The sequence below is a fragment of the Pasteurellaceae bacterium RH1A genome (assembly GCA_012221805.1).
Lineage (GTDB): Bacteria > Pseudomonadota > Gammaproteobacteria > Enterobacterales > Pasteurellaceae > RH1A.
The window spans coordinates 801,868-816,009 of record CP015195.1 but is presented as its reverse complement, the minus strand read 5'-3'; the positions used below and the strand labels follow the sequence as shown (position 1 = coordinate 816,009).

Sequence of the window (14,142 nt, the reverse complement as noted above, 5' to 3'; positions counted from 1 at the left end):
TGCAATAAACTACCACAAATGTTAATTTTATGTAAAGGAAAAGTAAATCATGAAAAAAATTCTTCTAACAGGCTTTGAAGCCTTTGGTGGAGAGGCCATCAACCCTTCTTGGGAGGTTGTGAAAAGACTTGAAGGCCACAGGTCGGATCAGACTATTTTTATCACGCAACTGCCCTGCGTTTTCGGCCTGTCCTTGGAAAAGCTCTATGAAAAAATTGATGAAATTCAGCCTGATCTGGTCATCTGCCTGGGCCAAGCCGGCGGGCGAGCCAGCATTTCGGTAGAAAAGGTGGCCATCAACTGGAACGATGCCCGCATTCCCGACAACCAACAAAACCAGCCCATTGACACAGCCGTAGTTGAAAACGCCCCGCTGGCCTATTTTACCAGCTTGCCCTGTAAGGCCATGGTCAAAGCCATGCAAGAAGCCGGCCTGCCCGCCTCCCTCTCGCTCTCGGCTGGCTCTTATGTCTGCAACCATGTAATGTTCGGCCTGCTCCACCACCTGGCCCTACACTACCCCCGCTGCAAGGGCGGCTTTATTCATATTCCTTATCTGCCAGAACAAGTGGCTAGCCAGGCCAATATGCCCAGCATGTCGCTAGAGAGCTTAGAAAAGGGCCTGAAGGTGGCCATTGAAACCGCCCTTAAAGTGGACGAAGATTTGGCTATTTCGACAGGCCAGATTTGTTAAAAAGAAGGGAAAATAAACCGCTTGTCATCACAACAAGCGGTTATTTTTTAGGGATTTTTTGCAAACTAACCTGCCACAGGTGGTTGTTCCTTCTTAGGTCGGACACTACCCATACGGCTGAGGCGGTTTTCATAGTCGATCCGAATCAGAATGGCTATGGCAATGGACATAATGATGAGGCTGGAGCCGCCGTAACTAATGAGCGGGAAGGTCAAGCCCTTGGTTGGCAGGAGGCCAGAGGCTACGCCCAGGTTTACAAAGCCTTGCAGGAAGATCCACATGGCGATGCCGAAGGCAAAGAAACCTTTGAAACGTTCTTCTAAGATAAGAGCCTCTCGGCTGATTTTTAAGGCTCTCAAAGAAAGCGCCACCAGCAAGCTAATAACCACCATAATGCCCAAGAAGCCGAATTCTTCCCCAATCACCGCCATGACAAAGTCGGTATGGGCTTCGGGCAGGTATTCTAATTTTTGCACCGAATTGCCCAGGCCTTGTCCCCAGAATTGCCCTTGGCCAAAGGCCATTTGGGAATTGGAGAGCTGGAAGCCATCGCCATAGGCATCCGCAAAGGGATCCATAAAGGAGGTGACCCGTTTCAGGCGGTATTCCGAGGTCAGCACCAAGAAGACAAAGGCCAGCACGCCGACACCAATGACCAAGATAAATTGGATAACTTTCGCCCCTACAACAAAGAGCATGGCAAAAGTTAGAATAAAGAGTACAAAGGTACTCCCCATATCAGGCTGCCATAAGAGTAAACCAGCAAAAATGGCTAAAATAGCCGACGGCCGCCAGAAGCTCATAGCCCTTGTACGAATAGTGTCAAAGCGTCTTACATAGAAGCCGGCAAAATAGCTGATAATGGCCAGCTTGGCTAATTCTGCGGGCTGGAAGTTAATCGGCCCAATGGGGATCCAACGCACCGAGCCATTCACCTCTTTGCCTATCACTAGCACCGCCCCTAAGAGGCAGAGAGAAAGGCCAAAGAGCACGATATTATATTTTTCCCAGCTCTCAATAGGCACCTGCACAAAGAAGATGCAGGCCAAGAGCGAGATCAGGACATAGACCCCATCACGCACCGCAAAGTGGAAGGGGTCGTTAAATAAGCGGGTACTAACAGGAATGGAGGCTGAGCTAACCATAACAAAGCCGATGGTTAGAAGGCCGATAAATAGCCAGATTAGGCTGCGGTCGTAAAGGGCATTGCTGGGTGTCAGGTGAGTCCATTTTTCCCATTCTTGTTTAAGGGCAGCTAACATCAGCAAACTCCTTGGGCTAATTGGCTAAAGACCTTGCCCCGCACTTCAAAATTCGGGAACTGATCTAGACTTGCACAGGCGGGCGAGAGCAAGACCATATCGCCTGCTTTGAGGCGAGGGCGGATCTGCTCTACTGCCTCCTGCATAGTTTCTACCAGCACACTTTGGCTGCTTAATTGGGCCAATTTGGCCCCATCTTGGCCGAAGCAATAGCAAATGATATTGGGCTTGTTGATAAGGGGTTTGAGCTCGGTGAAATCGGCATCCTTTCCATCACCACCTAGGAGGAGATAGAGGGTGCCGGCCACCTGTAAGCCGTTGAGGGCAGCCACGGTGCTGCCCACATTGGTGGCCTTGGAGTCGTTGATCCAACTCACGCCATCTTGAGTTGGCACAGGTTGGAAGCGGTGATCCAGGCCACCGTAGGTTTGCAGGGCCTTGATAATGCCTTCTCTTGGCACACCCGCCGCTTCCGCCAAGGCAAGGGCAGCCAGGGCGTTCATCTGGTTATGGCGGCCGGTCAGCTTCATCTGCTTGCAGCCAATGATGGCGGTTTCGCCAGCAAAGAGCTGGCCATTACGCAGGGTATATTCTGCATTATGTTCTGCAAAACGAATAAGATTTTTGACCGCTTGATCAGGGTAGGTTTGGCTGTCTTCGCCGTTTACGATGATATGTTCGGCATTTTGGTAAATCCGCAACTTGGCCTGGCGGTAGTGTTCTAAGCTGTCGTAGCGATCCATGTGATCTTCGCTGATATTAAGCACGGTGGCAGCCTTGGCCTTGAGGGAATAGGTGGTTTCCAGTTGGAAACTAGACAGCTCCAAAACATAGAGATCGTAGTCTTCTTCCAAAAGGCTGAGAGCTGGCACGCCAATGTTGCCCCCCATACCGACCTTGAGGCCGGCCTGCTGGGCCATGTCCGCCGTCAGGCTGGTCACCGTACTCTTGCCGTTAGACCCCGTAATGGCAATGATGGGGGCCTCGGCTTCTCGGCAGAAAAGTTCAATATCACCCACCACTTCCACGCCCTGAGCAATAGCTTGCTGGATTTCAGGCGTGGCCACAGCCAAGCCGGGGCTAATCACAATCAGATCGGAGGCTAAAAGCCAATCTAGGTTGAGGCCGCCTGTGTGCAAGGGAATATGGGCAGGCAGCTGATCGGCTCCTGCTGGGTTTTCCCGAGTGTCGATAACCTGTAACTTGGCGCCTTTATCGGCCAAGTAAGTGACACAAGACAGGCCTGTTTTGCCTAGCCCAATGATGGTAATGGTTTTGTTCTGATATTGACTTGTCATACCCTGATCTCAATTTGCAAAAAAAGGAAAAATATTGACCGCTTGTTAGCCTGCCACTTTAGGCAAAATCCCTGCCTCACTTAAGAAAGGAATAATAATAACCGCAAAGGCAAAAATCATCCCCAAAATTAGAGAAAGGTTGCCGCCTGCTACCCGATAAGGCAGGTTTGGATGGGCTTTACGGGTGCGGTAGGCCAGGCCAATCGGCAACATAATTAGGTAGAAGGCACAAATAATGCCTGCAAAGCCCAGGGCGAAGATAAAGCCTTGTGGGTAAAAGAGGGCAAAGGCCAGCGGCGGCGTAAAGGCAGCAATGCTAATAACCAAACGGTTGTTGGCCATGCCAAAACGTTTAAAGAGATCTCTTAAACCCTCAAACACACCCAACATTACGCCCAAGAAAGAGGTAATCAAGGCCAGGGAGGAGAAGATTCGCACCACTTCGCCCATGAGGTTACTGCCGGTAATTTGGCGGGTGGCATTGACCAGGCCGTTGAGGGTTGGATCATCTTGCAGTAATACCACGAATTCAGACTGGCTCAGCACCCCATGGGTGGCTAATTGCCAAAGTAGGTAGGCAGTCAGCGGAATAGAGGTGCCCAAGATAATGGCGGTGCGGAAGCGTTTGGTGTCGCCATCAAGATAATTGTTCACACTGCCCATAATGATGTGGTAGCCAAAGGAGGTCACAAAAACAGGGGCGGCGGACAAAACAAAGGCGTAATCCAGCGGCAGGGCCATGAGGTTATCCACAGAAGCCTTAGGCAGGAGCATAAAGAGCACGAAGGCAAAGGCAGCAATCTTACCCATAAAGAGCACACGGGTAATGCCATCCACCGAGCTAGTCCCCAAGACCACAAAAGCACCGAGAATGGCCGTAAATAAGATGATGGCTGTTTCCAGTTTGTATTCAAAATCGGGCAGGAGGCCTGATAAGAGGGAGCCGCCGCCCGTGATATAGGCTGCTGAAAGGGCATAGAGCAAGACCAAAAGGCTGATGGTAGAAATGGCCCGGCCGCCCATGCCGAAATATTGTTCGGCCAGGCTAGCCACGCCATCGTCTTTCTGTTTGGCGGTTTGATAGACTTCGGCAAAGAGCAGGCCACTAAAGGTCAGCACCAGCCAAATCAGCACCAACAAAAAGGCGGTGAAGCCGAAGCCCATACCTGCGGAGGTTAGCGGCATGGCCAACATGCCGGCACCAATGGTTGTGCCTGCAATCATCAAGGCACTGCCGAGGGTTTTATTTTTTAACATAGGTAATCCTTATTCTTGTGTTTGCTTATTAAATGGTTTCTGTTGTTTCTTCTAACTCATCGGCCATGGCGGCTAGAGCATCTCGGGTCAGCTGGGCTAGAGCCTTGTAAAAGCCCATGTCAAAGGCCTCTACCTTGCCTAAAAATTTGCCCATAAGTGGTAATAAGAAGTGGGCAAAGAAGTCCTGCTGGGCAGAGAGGGAGTCTAGGTTATCTTCAATCCAAGAAGCCGTGAGGAGCAAGAGAGCCACATGATCGGCCTCTTCCAGGGCGGGCATCCCCCGCTGGCTGCGGAAATCAATAAAGGCATCCAGCTCGCCACCATAGGAAGACAAGCGGCTATCCACCGAACCCGCCTGGCCGAATAAGGCCTGATAGGCTGCCTCTAGGGCTTGAGGCTCTGCCCCCTGGGCCAGGTGTTCAAGGACTTTTTCGCTTTGGCTGTCTGTCGCCAGCGGCCAATGTTGGGCTAGGTTGCCCGCTTTTAACCAAGCAAAAGTGCCAGCTAAAATCGGATCGGTTGGCTGGCGGTAAAAAAGGTTGCCAAAGAGGCGGCAAAGTAGGGAAAATTCATTCATAAGGGCTTGGCTCATACTGGCGATTGTGTAAAGTTGTAAAGCCCTTATCTTACACAAGAGAGGCACAAAATGAAATATGCAAAAGAAGTGAATTTTTAATAAATTTACAAAAAACACCTCAAGAAAATGCCCAAGAATAGAGCCAAACCTGTCTTTTTTGTGAACAAGGTCACATTTCTCTACATAATTTGTAAGAGCTGATTTACTTTATTTACATTAGCTACTAGAATGACACGCCTTTTAAGCTCAGGCTCAGGCTAATATCAAATTACTCATTTTAGGAAACGTCACTATGTTATGGTTTTTCTTCTGCGTTGGTTTACTGGTACTCGGTTATTTCGTGTACGGTAAAATCATCGAAAAAATCTTCGTTATCAACCCGAACAAGACCACACCAGCTTACGCCATGCGTGATGGAGTGGACTATATGCCAATGTCCAAAACTCGGATTTGGCTCATTCAATTACTCAACATTGCTGGCACCGGCCCGATTTTCGGCCCAATCCTTGGTGCCCTTTATGGCCCTGTTGCCATGTTGTGGATCGTTCTCGGCTGTATCTTCGCAGGTGCAGTGCACGACTACTTCTGCGGGATGTTAAGTGTGCGTAACGGCGGGGCTTCCATGCCAAACCTTGCGGGCAAATACTTAGGTGCGCCTGTTAAAGCCTTTATCAACCTGCTTGCCGTTGTACTTCTACTCTTAGTGGGTGTGGTATTCGTTGCCAGCCCAGCACAATTATTAAGCACCATCACCATGGACGTTTTCGGTGCTGCCTCAACTGGCCTTTCTCTTAACAATGCAGAAGAAGTGCATCAAGCCGTTGCTGCCAGCAACATTACTGTATGGGGCATGGACAAGCCAACGGTGATTGTACTTTGGACAACCATTATCTTCTGCTACTACATCTTAGCCACCCTGCTTCCGATTGATAAAATCATTGGCCGCATCTACCCAATCTTCGGTGCCCTCCTACTCTTTATGTCTGTAGGTATGGTTTATGGCTTGGTGACTGCTGATTTAAACTCTGCTGATCCAATTTCCTTCTACCGTTCAGTCGATGGCATGAGCTTTGAAAAATTCTTTATGAACTTTGAAACTCGCCCAGAGTTACCACTTTGGCCACTGCTCTTCTTAACCATCTCTTGTGGTGCATTGTCAGGCTTCCACGCCACTCAAACCCCACTCATGGCTCGTTGTGCAGAAAACGAAAAAGAAGGTCGCTTCATTTTCTATGGTGCCATGATCACTGAAGGTGTGATTGCCCTTGTATGGTGTGCGGTTGGTTTGAGCTTCTACGATGACCTCACAGGTCTTTTAGAAGCCATCAAAGCAGGTTCACCATCTAAAGTGGTTTACGACTCTTCCATGCACTTCTTAGGCTTTATCGGTGGTATCTTCGCCGTACTAGGTGTTGTGGTGCTCCCAATCACCTCAGGTGACACAGCCTTCCGTGCAGCCCGCCTAATTATTGCAGAGTTCTTCAAGGTTGAACAACGCACCCTGGCTAAACGTCTGATGATTGCGATTCCATTATTTGCGATTGGCTTTATTGTGTCAAAAATCGACTTCTCAATCCTTTGGCGCTACTTCACCTGGGCCAACCAAACCACAGCTATGGTGATGTTATGGACGGCAGCAGCCTACCTCTACCGCTATAACAAGTTCCACTGGGTATGCACCGTGCCAGCCACCTTCATCAGCACAGTCTGCTTTACCTATCTGGCCTACAACAAAATTGGTTTCGGCTTAGACTACCAACTTTCTGTTTACATCGGCCTAGGCATTACCGCAGCCTGCCTCATCGCCTTCTTCACCCTGCTCAAACCAATGGGCAACCGTGATGAAGATGCTTATGTGGATGACAGCAAAGAATTCGCCAAATAAGGCTTATCTGTAACAACAAAAAGGACAGCGAGGAAAACCCGCTGTCCTTTTTCTTGCCTAAAAGTTAGGCATATAGGACAAAATAGTTGGTAAAAAGTGGCTTAAAGCCTTATAGTACAAGGCTTTAAGCCCTCTTTTTGAAATATGCACAAAAAACTGTCCTTTCTGCCAACATTCCCCGATCCAGAAGTATGGCAAACAAAATAATGTACAGCGTTACAAATGTCTTAGCTGTAATAAAACATTTACCTTTAAGAATAAATTAGATCCTGAAAAAATTTGGCTTGATTATTCATCTGGAAAACAAACACAAGTACAGTTAGCAGAAAAATATTCTTGCTCTTCTCGAACTATTCGAAGATATTTAGAGAAGCACCCTAAATCCTCCTTAAATAAACCTCAAAATACATACTTGAACTTAATTATTGATACAACATTCTTTCACCGAGATTTTGGTGTAATGGTGTTTATTGATAGCTCTACAAAAAAGGTGGTTTATCACCAAATAGTCAAAACAGAAAAAGATATCTATTACAAGAAGGCCATGAACCGTTTAAGGGAAAGAAATTATATTATTCAATCAGTTACCTGTGATGGGCGTAGAGGCCTCTTAAAAGATTTGTTCAATACACCAACACAGATGTGTCAGTTTCATCTTGTAGCAATCGTAATGAGGGCATTGAGAAAGAAACATCAATCACATGCAGGAAGAGAATTAAAAAGTATTATTAAGACGCTTAAAACCAGCTCTAAAAATGAATTTTATTTAAAAATATATGAATGGAAGAGAAAACACCAGGAGTTTTTAAGTGAACGGTCAGATAAACCAAATGAAAAAGGGAAATACCCTTATAAACATCGAAGTGTAAGAAGTGCTGCTGCGAGTATTAAGCGTTATTATGAATATATTTTTACTTATGAGAAATATCCTGAATTAAATATTGAAAAGACAACAAATAGGATTGAAGGTTTATTTAAGGAACTAAAAGACAAATTACGTCCGCACAGCGGTTTAACAAGAAAGCATAAGATCTTGTTTATACAGGACTTTTTGAACAAAAAGAGTTGGTAAGGATCTGTTAAAATAATCTTTACCAACTTTTTTGTCCTATAGAGGCATAAAGTGCAAAAAGACCAACTATTTTGTCCTATATGCCAAAAGTTAGTGGCAGGCTAAAGCCTGTCCTATATGCCGACATAAAAAAATCCCTAAACCAAGTAGGTTTGGGGATACATTACTTAAACTAATCTTAATAAGGAAATCTATGAAAAACATGAAATCATGGCGGTGAGAGGGGGATTCGAACCCCCGATACGGTTTCCCATATACACGCTTTCCAGGCGTGCTCCTTCAACCACTCGGACATCTCACCTAAATTTTGTTTTAGGCCTCAGGCCTAACAGGTTGGCTATATTAGCGATTTCCTTACCAACACGCAAGCCTTTTTAGCACAAAGCCACGATTTACTGACCAATTCCCAAGCAATTAGGCGATTTAGGCACAAGGCCGCCCATTTCCTGCCATTCTTGTGGCGAATAAGTGTGCAAGGCCAGGGCGTGTACCCCATTTTCCAGCTCATGAGCCAGGCAGGCATAAACCGCCCGATGGCGGGCAACCGTCCGCATGGCACTAAATTGTTCAGTGACAAGAGTCACCTTAAAATGAGATTCTGAACCCCGACCAGAGCTGTGCATATGGCTTTCGTTCTCAATATTTAATACACTAGGTGCAAATTCTGCCGTCAATTTGGCAATAATTGTTTGTTCAACAGACATTTTATTCCCCTATTTGAAAAATGACGGGGTATAATACACCAGTTTTTCATTCCAAAGGAGCTTTTATGAAATTCGTTAAGAAAACTGTCCTTGTTACCACAACCTTGGCCGCTGCCCTGCTTGCAGGCTGTCAAGCCTCCACCTCCAACACGATTTCATTTAACACCCCTGCACCCAATGTGATGTTCAACACGGCCAATCAAACTGCAACGGTCAATGTTGCGGCCTATGATCTGCGCCCATCAACTGAAATCGCTAACTACACCAAAAATGGCGAAGCCATCCGCCTTAACGCTCAACCAGCTGTGACCCAGCTCTTCCAACAGGTTATGCAGCAAAATCTCAACGGCAAGGGCTTTACCCTTGTACAAGGCCCGGCCAATGCCAATGTAGCGGTTAATGTCAAAACCTTCTTTGCAGATGTGACCCAGGGCAACCTACGCTATAAAATCAATGCCAATGTTGGGATTGAGGTGGTCGTTCAAGGCAGCCGCGGCACCTACAGCAAGAACTTCAACACCACCCGTGGCTATGAAGGTGCCTTTGGTGCAGGCAATGAAGAAATCCAAAATGTGCTAGGCCAGGCCTATGCCGATGCAGTACAGGCCATCTACCAAGACAACGAAATTGCCAACGCCATTCATCAGTATAAATAAGCGATGTCACGTTTAACTGCCCAAGTGGGCTACCAGCACGGCTTTTCCAAGGCCTTCCTCCACCCCAAATATTGGGGTGTGTGGCTGGGGATTTTGGCCTTGATTATCTTAGCCTATGTCCCCTTCCGCCTGCGGGATAAATTTGCAGCTTTTATCGGAAAACGTACCGCTTGTTTTGCCAAAAAACAAACCCACCGTGCTGATATCAATCTGCGTTACTGCTTTCCTGAGTGGTCGGCAGAAAAACGGGCTGAGGTGATTGAAAAGATGTTTGTTACCGTGGCCCAAACCATGCTGTCTATTGGCGAAATTGCGGTGCGACCCACCAAACGTCTGCAAGCCCGCTCGGAGTTTATTGGGTTGGATCATGTGAGAAAAGCCCGCCAGGCAGGCAAGAATGTTATCTTGTTGGTGCCGCATACCTGGTCTATTGACGCCTCTGGCATCATTATGCATACCCATGGCATGGCCATGACCTCCATGTACAATCCCCACCGCAATCCGCTGGTCGATTGGCTTTGGAACCGTACCCGTGAACGCTTTGGCGGCAAAATGCACGCCCGCCAAAATGGTATCAAACCTTTTTTAGCGGATGTTAAAAAGGGCGAGCTCGGTTATTTCCTGCCTGACGAAGACTATGGCGAGGCGCTAAGCGTTTATGTCCCCTTCTTCGCCACGGAAAAAGCCACCCTGCCAGGCCTCAATAAAATGGCACGGGTTACCAATGCAGTTGTTATTCCCATGTTTCCCATTTATGATGCAGAACGTGGAAAATACCTGATTGAAATCCTGCCCCCTATGGAATTTGACGGCAGCCCCGAGCAATCAGCCCGCCAAATGAATGAGGCTATTGAGTATTTTGTTACCAAACATCCTGAACAATATGTTTGGATCCTGCGCCTGCTTAAAACCCAGCGGGATGGCAGGGATATTTATGCCCAATAGCCAGCCTTCAAGCCCCTCTCTTGCTAACAGGAGAGGGGCTTGGCTCATTAGAAGAGCCTAATTAACCCATCCACTCCCACAATCGGCAACCCCCTCCCCTGCCAGCCTCTGATTATTTGGCAGCCCATCAAATTTAAGGTATCTAAGCCTGCAAGGGTTTCAGGCGTGTATTGCTTGGCTATACGGGCCAGTTGGGTCAGGCCCAAGGAGCTTTCAAGGCTAGAGCTTATCACGGCCTGCAAGCCTGCTTGATGAGCTTGCTGAATTAAATGGATACATCTATCAAGAGAACCTATCAGGCTAGGCTTAAGCACCAGGGCGGATAAGTGAGGCTCTGCCCGCACAATAAAACCAGGCTCCCTGACACTTTCATCCCAGGCTAGTGGGAGGCCTGTTTGTTGGGCAAAATTGCGGGAGAGATCAGGGCTGGGGCAAGGTTCTTCAATAAAATCAAAGCGAGTACGGTTATGGGCCTCAATTTCTTGGGCAAAGGCCAGAGCCTGCTCTAGGCTCCATTTGCGGTTGGCATCTAAACGCAGTTTTAGCTGGGGCAGGCGGTTGAGGAGATCATTTGCAAATTTTCCTTCTTTTTCTACCGCTTGCAGGCCGACCTTAATTTTGGCCAGTCTTGCCTGTTCTAATTTAGGAAAATCCAGTTCAGACAAGCAGAGGGGAACGGTGCCAAAATCGGCCTCAAGCCCCAAGCTTTGGTCAAGTTCAGCCAAGGCACAGCTAATTCCAAAGGCCACAGAGGGAACCAGCCTATCCAAATCGCCTTCGGCCTGCCCTGTCTGCCAGGCCCGGCACCAATCTATGGCCTGTTCTGTCGCCTCTTCTAGACTTTCTTGACTAAAACCGACAAGCGGGGCAATTTCGCCCCATCCTTGCAAATTACCCTGCTCCAGATGCAGGATCAGGCCCTGGCGGTGGCTGATTTCCCGCCCTCTTAGAATAAGACTGCTTTGAAAGGGGATGGAGTAGGAATAAAGTTTGGCTTGTCGCATAAATCACCCATAAAAAAACGCCCCAGATTTTACAAGCTGGGGCGTACTTTTGACAAGTCTTAGGCCTTATTGGCTGAACGCTTGGTTAGGATAACTGAAAGGCTAAAGGCAATTACAAAGGAAATCACCATACCCACAGAGTACATGGCCAGGCTGTCTGGTTTGATAGACGGAATACCGATGAGGCCTGCTGCACCAAGGGCAATTGCTTTCACGTTGAAGAAGGCGATAAAGGCAGAGGCTGTACCTGCACCAATCATGGCGGCGATAAACGGGCTGCGGTAGCGGAGGTTGACCCCGAACATGGCAGGTTCAGTAATACCAAGGAGGGCAGACACACCAGATGGAATGGCCAAACCACGCACCTTAGCATCTTTAAGGGCAAAGGCTACACCTAAACAGGCCGCACCCTGGGCAATGTTAGACATAGCAGCGATTGGGAAGATAAAGGTGCCGCCCGTGTTGGCCACTTCTGCAAGAAGCTGGGTTTCCACCGCAATAAAGGTTTGGTGCATACCAGTAATCACGATTGGGGCATAGAAGGTACCAAAAATCGCACCGCCCACAAAGCCCATGCTGTCGTATAACCAGGTGAGGCCGGCTGAAATGAGGGAGCCTGCTTCACGGCCGATAGGGCCAATTACGGTAAAGGCGAGCACACCTGCAATAAAGAGGGAGCAAAGCGGGGTAACCAGGTTATCTAAGTAGCTTGGTACGAACTTGCGGAAGCCCTTTTCAAGGGTGGCCAGTACCCAGGCAGAAACCAGGGTTGGGATAACGGTGCCTTGGTAGCCTACTTTTTCGATTTCAAAACCAAAGATGTTCCAGTATTTAATACCGCCTTCCATCAGGGTTTTGGCATAGTTCCAACCATCTGCTAGAGCAGGGTGAACTAAAAGCATACCCAGTGCCGCACCCAAATAAGGGTTACCACCGAATTTACGGGTGGCAGAGAAGCCTAAAAGAACCGGTAAGAAAACGAATGGGGCGTTGGCGATGGTGTTGATAAAGTCAACCAGGTCAGCAATGCCCGGGTATTTAGTTACGACTGAATGGCCTTCCCAGAAGAAGCCGATGGAGGTAAGCATGGAGTGGATACCCATGAGCAAACCGCCGGCTACGATGGCTGGGATGATTGGCACGAATATGTCAGCCAAGCCCTTGACTAGGCCTTGTAAGAAGCCTTGTTTTTGGGCACCGGCAGCGGCTACTTCAGCCGTGCTCATATCGCCCAGGCCGAGTAACTTAACCATTTCGGCGTGTACCTTATTCACCGTACCAGAACCGAAGATGATTTGGTATTGGCCGGCCACTGAGAACTGGCCTTTTACGCCATCAATATTTTCAATGGCTTCTTTATCAATTTTAGTTTCATCTGCAATCACTAAACGCAAGCGGGTTGCACAGTGAGCTGCGGAGGTAATGTTAGCTTTGCCACCAAGTTTGTCGATCACTTGTTGGGCGATTTGAGGAAAGTTCATAGTGTTACCTTCTGGTTGAAGAAAAAATCGGCGATATTGTAACTAAAACGGTTTAGCTAAAAAAGAAAATTTACGAAGCAAAATGCAAATTTGTCGCCTAGATCACATTTTGGGGTTAATTGATAAAAAATCAGGCAGGCATCTCTGCCCACCTGATTTGTCAATAAGTGATGATTTTGTACCGCTTGTTAGAGGTTAAAACACGCAATTCTAGTGCTATCATTTAAGGTTTCAAGCACGGGTTGCTCCACCTTGCAGCGTTCCGTCGCCTTCCAACAACGGGCATGAAAGGCACAGCCCTTAGGGGGATTAAGCGGGCTTGGCAATTCGCCAGTCAGCTTAATCCGCTCCCGCCGTTGGTTGGGATCCAGCCTTGGTGTGGCCGAAAGTAGGGCCTGGGTGTAAGGGTGGCGAGGGTTATTAAAGAGGGTTTGGGTGTCGCCCTGCTCCACACAACGGCCCAAGTACATAACCATCACTTCATCGGCAATATGTTCTACCACAGAGAGATCGTGGGAGATAAAGACATAGGACAGGCCCATCTCTTCCTGCAGGTCCATCATCAAATTCAGCACCTGGGCCCGTACGGATACGTCTAAGGCGGAAACCGGTTCATCGGCCACCACAATATCCGGCTTGAGCATAAGCCCCCGGGCAATGGCGATCCGCTGGCGTTGGCCGCCTGAGAACATATGCGGATAGCGGTTGTAGAACTCAGGTTTTAGCCCGACCTTGGCCATCATTTCCAGCACCTGCTCCTTGCGTTCCTTGGCGGTTAGGCTGGTGTTGATCAAGAGTGGCTCTTCCAAAATCGTCCCCACCTTTTTGCGAGGGTTGAGGGAGGAATAGGGATTTTGGAAAACGATCTGGATCTTCTGGCGACGCAGGGTTTGGGTGGCCTTATCATTCTCTAAAAAATTTTGACCATTGTAGAAGAGCTCGCCTTCGGTTGGGCTTTCAATCATAGTCAGCATGCGGCCCAGGGTGGATTTACCACAGCCAGACTCACCCACCACAGCCAGGGTTTTGCCCCGTTCTAGGCGGAAGGAGACGCCATCAACCGCCTTGACTAATTGCGGTTTGGCAAACATGCCCTTCTTAACAGGATAATATTTCTTTAAATTCACCGCATCTAAGAGCGGTGGGGTTTGGGTATTTTGCATAATTCTTCCTTACTAACCCTAGCTCGGCAAAATCCCCTCCCCTGCTTGCGGGGAGGGCTAGGGTGGGGGGATTGCCGTTAGGCAACAAGCGGTACAAAAACAAACAAAGTTTGCAAATTTTTCGCCAAATTTAACCGCTTGATA

The 14,142-nt window shown here is 48.2% G+C and carries 13 protein-coding genes and 1 tRNA gene; 5 read left to right on the top strand and 9 right to left on the bottom strand.

All coding sequences use genetic code 11. The annotated features are described in order from the left end of the window. The first annotated feature begins 49 nt into the window (after positions 1-49). Positions 50-694: a pyroglutamyl-peptidase I gene (locus A4G20_03910; protein ID QIW15533.1), complete on the top strand. Its 645-nt coding sequence runs from the start codon at positions 50-52 to the stop codon at positions 692-694. A gap of 65 nt (positions 695-759) precedes the next feature. Here the strand turns inward: A4G20_03910 and A4G20_03905 are convergent, their stop codons facing one another. From A4G20_03905 to A4G20_03890, 4 genes are read right to left on the bottom strand one after another with little or no spacing between them, the layout of a single operon-like run. Then, positions 760-1,956: a cell division protein FtsW gene (locus A4G20_03905; GenBank protein ID QIW15532.1), complete on the bottom strand. Its 1,197-nt coding sequence runs from the start codon at positions 1,954-1,956 to the stop codon at positions 760-762. Then, positions 1,956-3,254, bottom strand: coding sequence for a UDP-N-acetylmuramoyl-L-alanine--D-glutamate ligase (gene murD, locus A4G20_03900; protein QIW15531.1), 1,299 nt, complete (start codon positions 3,252-3,254; stop codon positions 1,956-1,958). The genes A4G20_03905 and murD overlap by 1 nt, the downstream gene beginning before the upstream one ends. A 45-nt stretch (positions 3,255-3,299) precedes the next feature. Then, entirely contained in the window at positions 3,300-4,511 is a 1,212-nt protein-coding gene (locus A4G20_03895; GenBank protein ID QIW15530.1) for a tyrosine transporter, read from the bottom strand. A gap of 28 nt (positions 4,512-4,539) precedes the next feature. Beyond that, positions 4,540-5,103 (bottom strand): hypothetical protein, encoded by a 564-nt coding sequence (locus A4G20_03890; protein QIW15529.1) that lies wholly within the window; start codon positions 5,101-5,103, stop codon positions 4,540-4,542. A 277-nt stretch (positions 5,104-5,380) separates the two neighbouring features. Between A4G20_03890 and A4G20_03885 the strand changes: the two genes are divergently transcribed. Next, positions 5,381-6,973 carry a carbon starvation protein CstA gene (locus A4G20_03885; protein ID QIW15528.1) on the top strand — a complete coding sequence of 531 codons (1,593 nt, stop codon included), beginning with the start codon at positions 5,381-5,383 and terminating at the stop codon, positions 6,971-6,973. 460 nt (positions 6,974-7,433) lie between these two features. Then, on the top strand, positions 7,434-8,045 hold the full coding sequence (locus tag A4G20_03880) for a transposase (GenBank protein ID QIW15527.1): 612 nt from the start codon (positions 7,434-7,436) through the stop codon (positions 8,043-8,045). A 211-nt stretch (positions 8,046-8,256) separates the two neighbouring features. On the opposite strand, the gene A4G20_03875 is transcribed toward A4G20_03880, so the two are convergent. Next, a tRNA-Ser gene (locus A4G20_03875) sits at positions 8,257-8,346 on the bottom strand. A 91-nt stretch (positions 8,347-8,437) separates the two neighbouring features. Continuing rightward, positions 8,438-8,749, bottom strand: coding sequence for a transcriptional regulator (locus tag A4G20_03870; protein ID QIW15526.1), 312 nt, complete (start codon positions 8,747-8,749; stop codon positions 8,438-8,440). A 65-nt stretch (positions 8,750-8,814) separates the two neighbouring features. On the opposite strand from A4G20_03870, the gene A4G20_03865 reads away from it, so the two are divergent. Next, positions 8,815-9,405, top strand: coding sequence for a hypothetical protein (locus A4G20_03865; protein ID QIW15525.1), 591 nt, complete (start codon positions 8,815-8,817; stop codon positions 9,403-9,405). A 3-nt stretch (positions 9,406-9,408) separates the two neighbouring features. Then, on the top strand, positions 9,409-10,350 hold the full coding sequence (locus A4G20_03860; protein ID QIW15524.1) for a lipid A biosynthesis (KDO)2-(lauroyl)-lipid IVA acyltransferase: 942 nt from the start codon (positions 9,409-9,411) through the stop codon (positions 10,348-10,350). 47 nt (positions 10,351-10,397) lie between these two features. Here the strand turns inward: A4G20_03860 and A4G20_03855 are convergent, their stop codons facing one another. The 3 genes from A4G20_03855 to dppF form a co-directional block, all read right to left on the bottom strand. Then, a complete protein-coding gene (locus A4G20_03855; protein ID QIW15523.1) occupies positions 10,398-11,354 on the bottom strand; it encodes an o-succinylbenzoate synthase in 957 nt (318 codons plus the stop codon). Positions 11,355-11,413: 59 nt separating this feature from the next. Next, positions 11,414-12,835, bottom strand: a complete 1,422-nt coding sequence (locus tag A4G20_03850) for a PTS maltose transporter subunit IIBC (protein ID QIW15522.1) — start codon at positions 12,833-12,835, stop codon at positions 11,414-11,416. A 188-nt stretch (positions 12,836-13,023) separates the two neighbouring features. Next, positions 13,024-13,998 (bottom strand): dipeptide ABC transporter ATP-binding protein, encoded by a 975-nt coding sequence (gene dppF, locus A4G20_03845; protein ID QIW15521.1) that lies wholly within the window; start codon positions 13,996-13,998, stop codon positions 13,024-13,026. Positions 13,999-14,142 lie beyond the last annotated feature (144 nt).

Bases quoted from the DNA above. Each gene is read 5' to 3' on its own strand.
- A4G20_03910 (QIW15533.1), top strand. From the start codon at position 50: ATGAAAAAAATTCTTCTAACAGGCTTTGAAGCCTTTGGTGGAGAGGCC.
- A4G20_03905 (QIW15532.1), bottom strand. From the start codon at position 1,956: ATGTTAGCTGCCCTTAAACAAGAATGGGAAAAATGGACTCACCTGACA.
- murD (QIW15531.1), bottom strand. From the start codon at position 3,254: ATGACAAGTCAATATCAGAACAAAACCATTACCATCATTGGGCTAGGC.
- A4G20_03895 (QIW15530.1), bottom strand. From the start codon at position 4,511: ATGTTAAAAAATAAAACCCTCGGCAGTGCCTTGATGATTGCAGGCACA.
- A4G20_03890 (QIW15529.1), bottom strand. From the start codon at position 5,103: ATGAGCCAAGCCCTTATGAATGAATTTTCCCTACTTTGCCGCCTCTTT.
- A4G20_03885 (QIW15528.1), top strand. From the start codon at position 5,381: ATGTTATGGTTTTTCTTCTGCGTTGGTTTACTGGTACTCGGTTATTTC.
- A4G20_03880 (QIW15527.1), top strand. From the start codon at position 7,434: ATGGTGTTTATTGATAGCTCTACAAAAAAGGTGGTTTATCACCAAATA.
- A4G20_03870 (QIW15526.1), bottom strand. From the start codon at position 8,749: ATGTCTGTTGAACAAACAATTATTGCCAAATTGACGGCAGAATTTGCA.
- A4G20_03865 (QIW15525.1), top strand. From the start codon at position 8,815: ATGAAATTCGTTAAGAAAACTGTCCTTGTTACCACAACCTTGGCCGCT.
- A4G20_03860 (QIW15524.1), top strand. From the start codon at position 9,409: ATGTCACGTTTAACTGCCCAAGTGGGCTACCAGCACGGCTTTTCCAAG.
- A4G20_03855 (QIW15523.1), bottom strand. From the start codon at position 11,354: ATGCGACAAGCCAAACTTTATTCCTACTCCATCCCCTTTCAAAGCAGT.
- A4G20_03850 (QIW15522.1), bottom strand. From the start codon at position 12,835: ATGAACTTTCCTCAAATCGCCCAACAAGTGATCGACAAACTTGGTGGC.
- dppF (QIW15521.1), bottom strand. From the start codon at position 13,998: ATGCAAAATACCCAAACCCCACCGCTCTTAGATGCGGTGAATTTAAAG.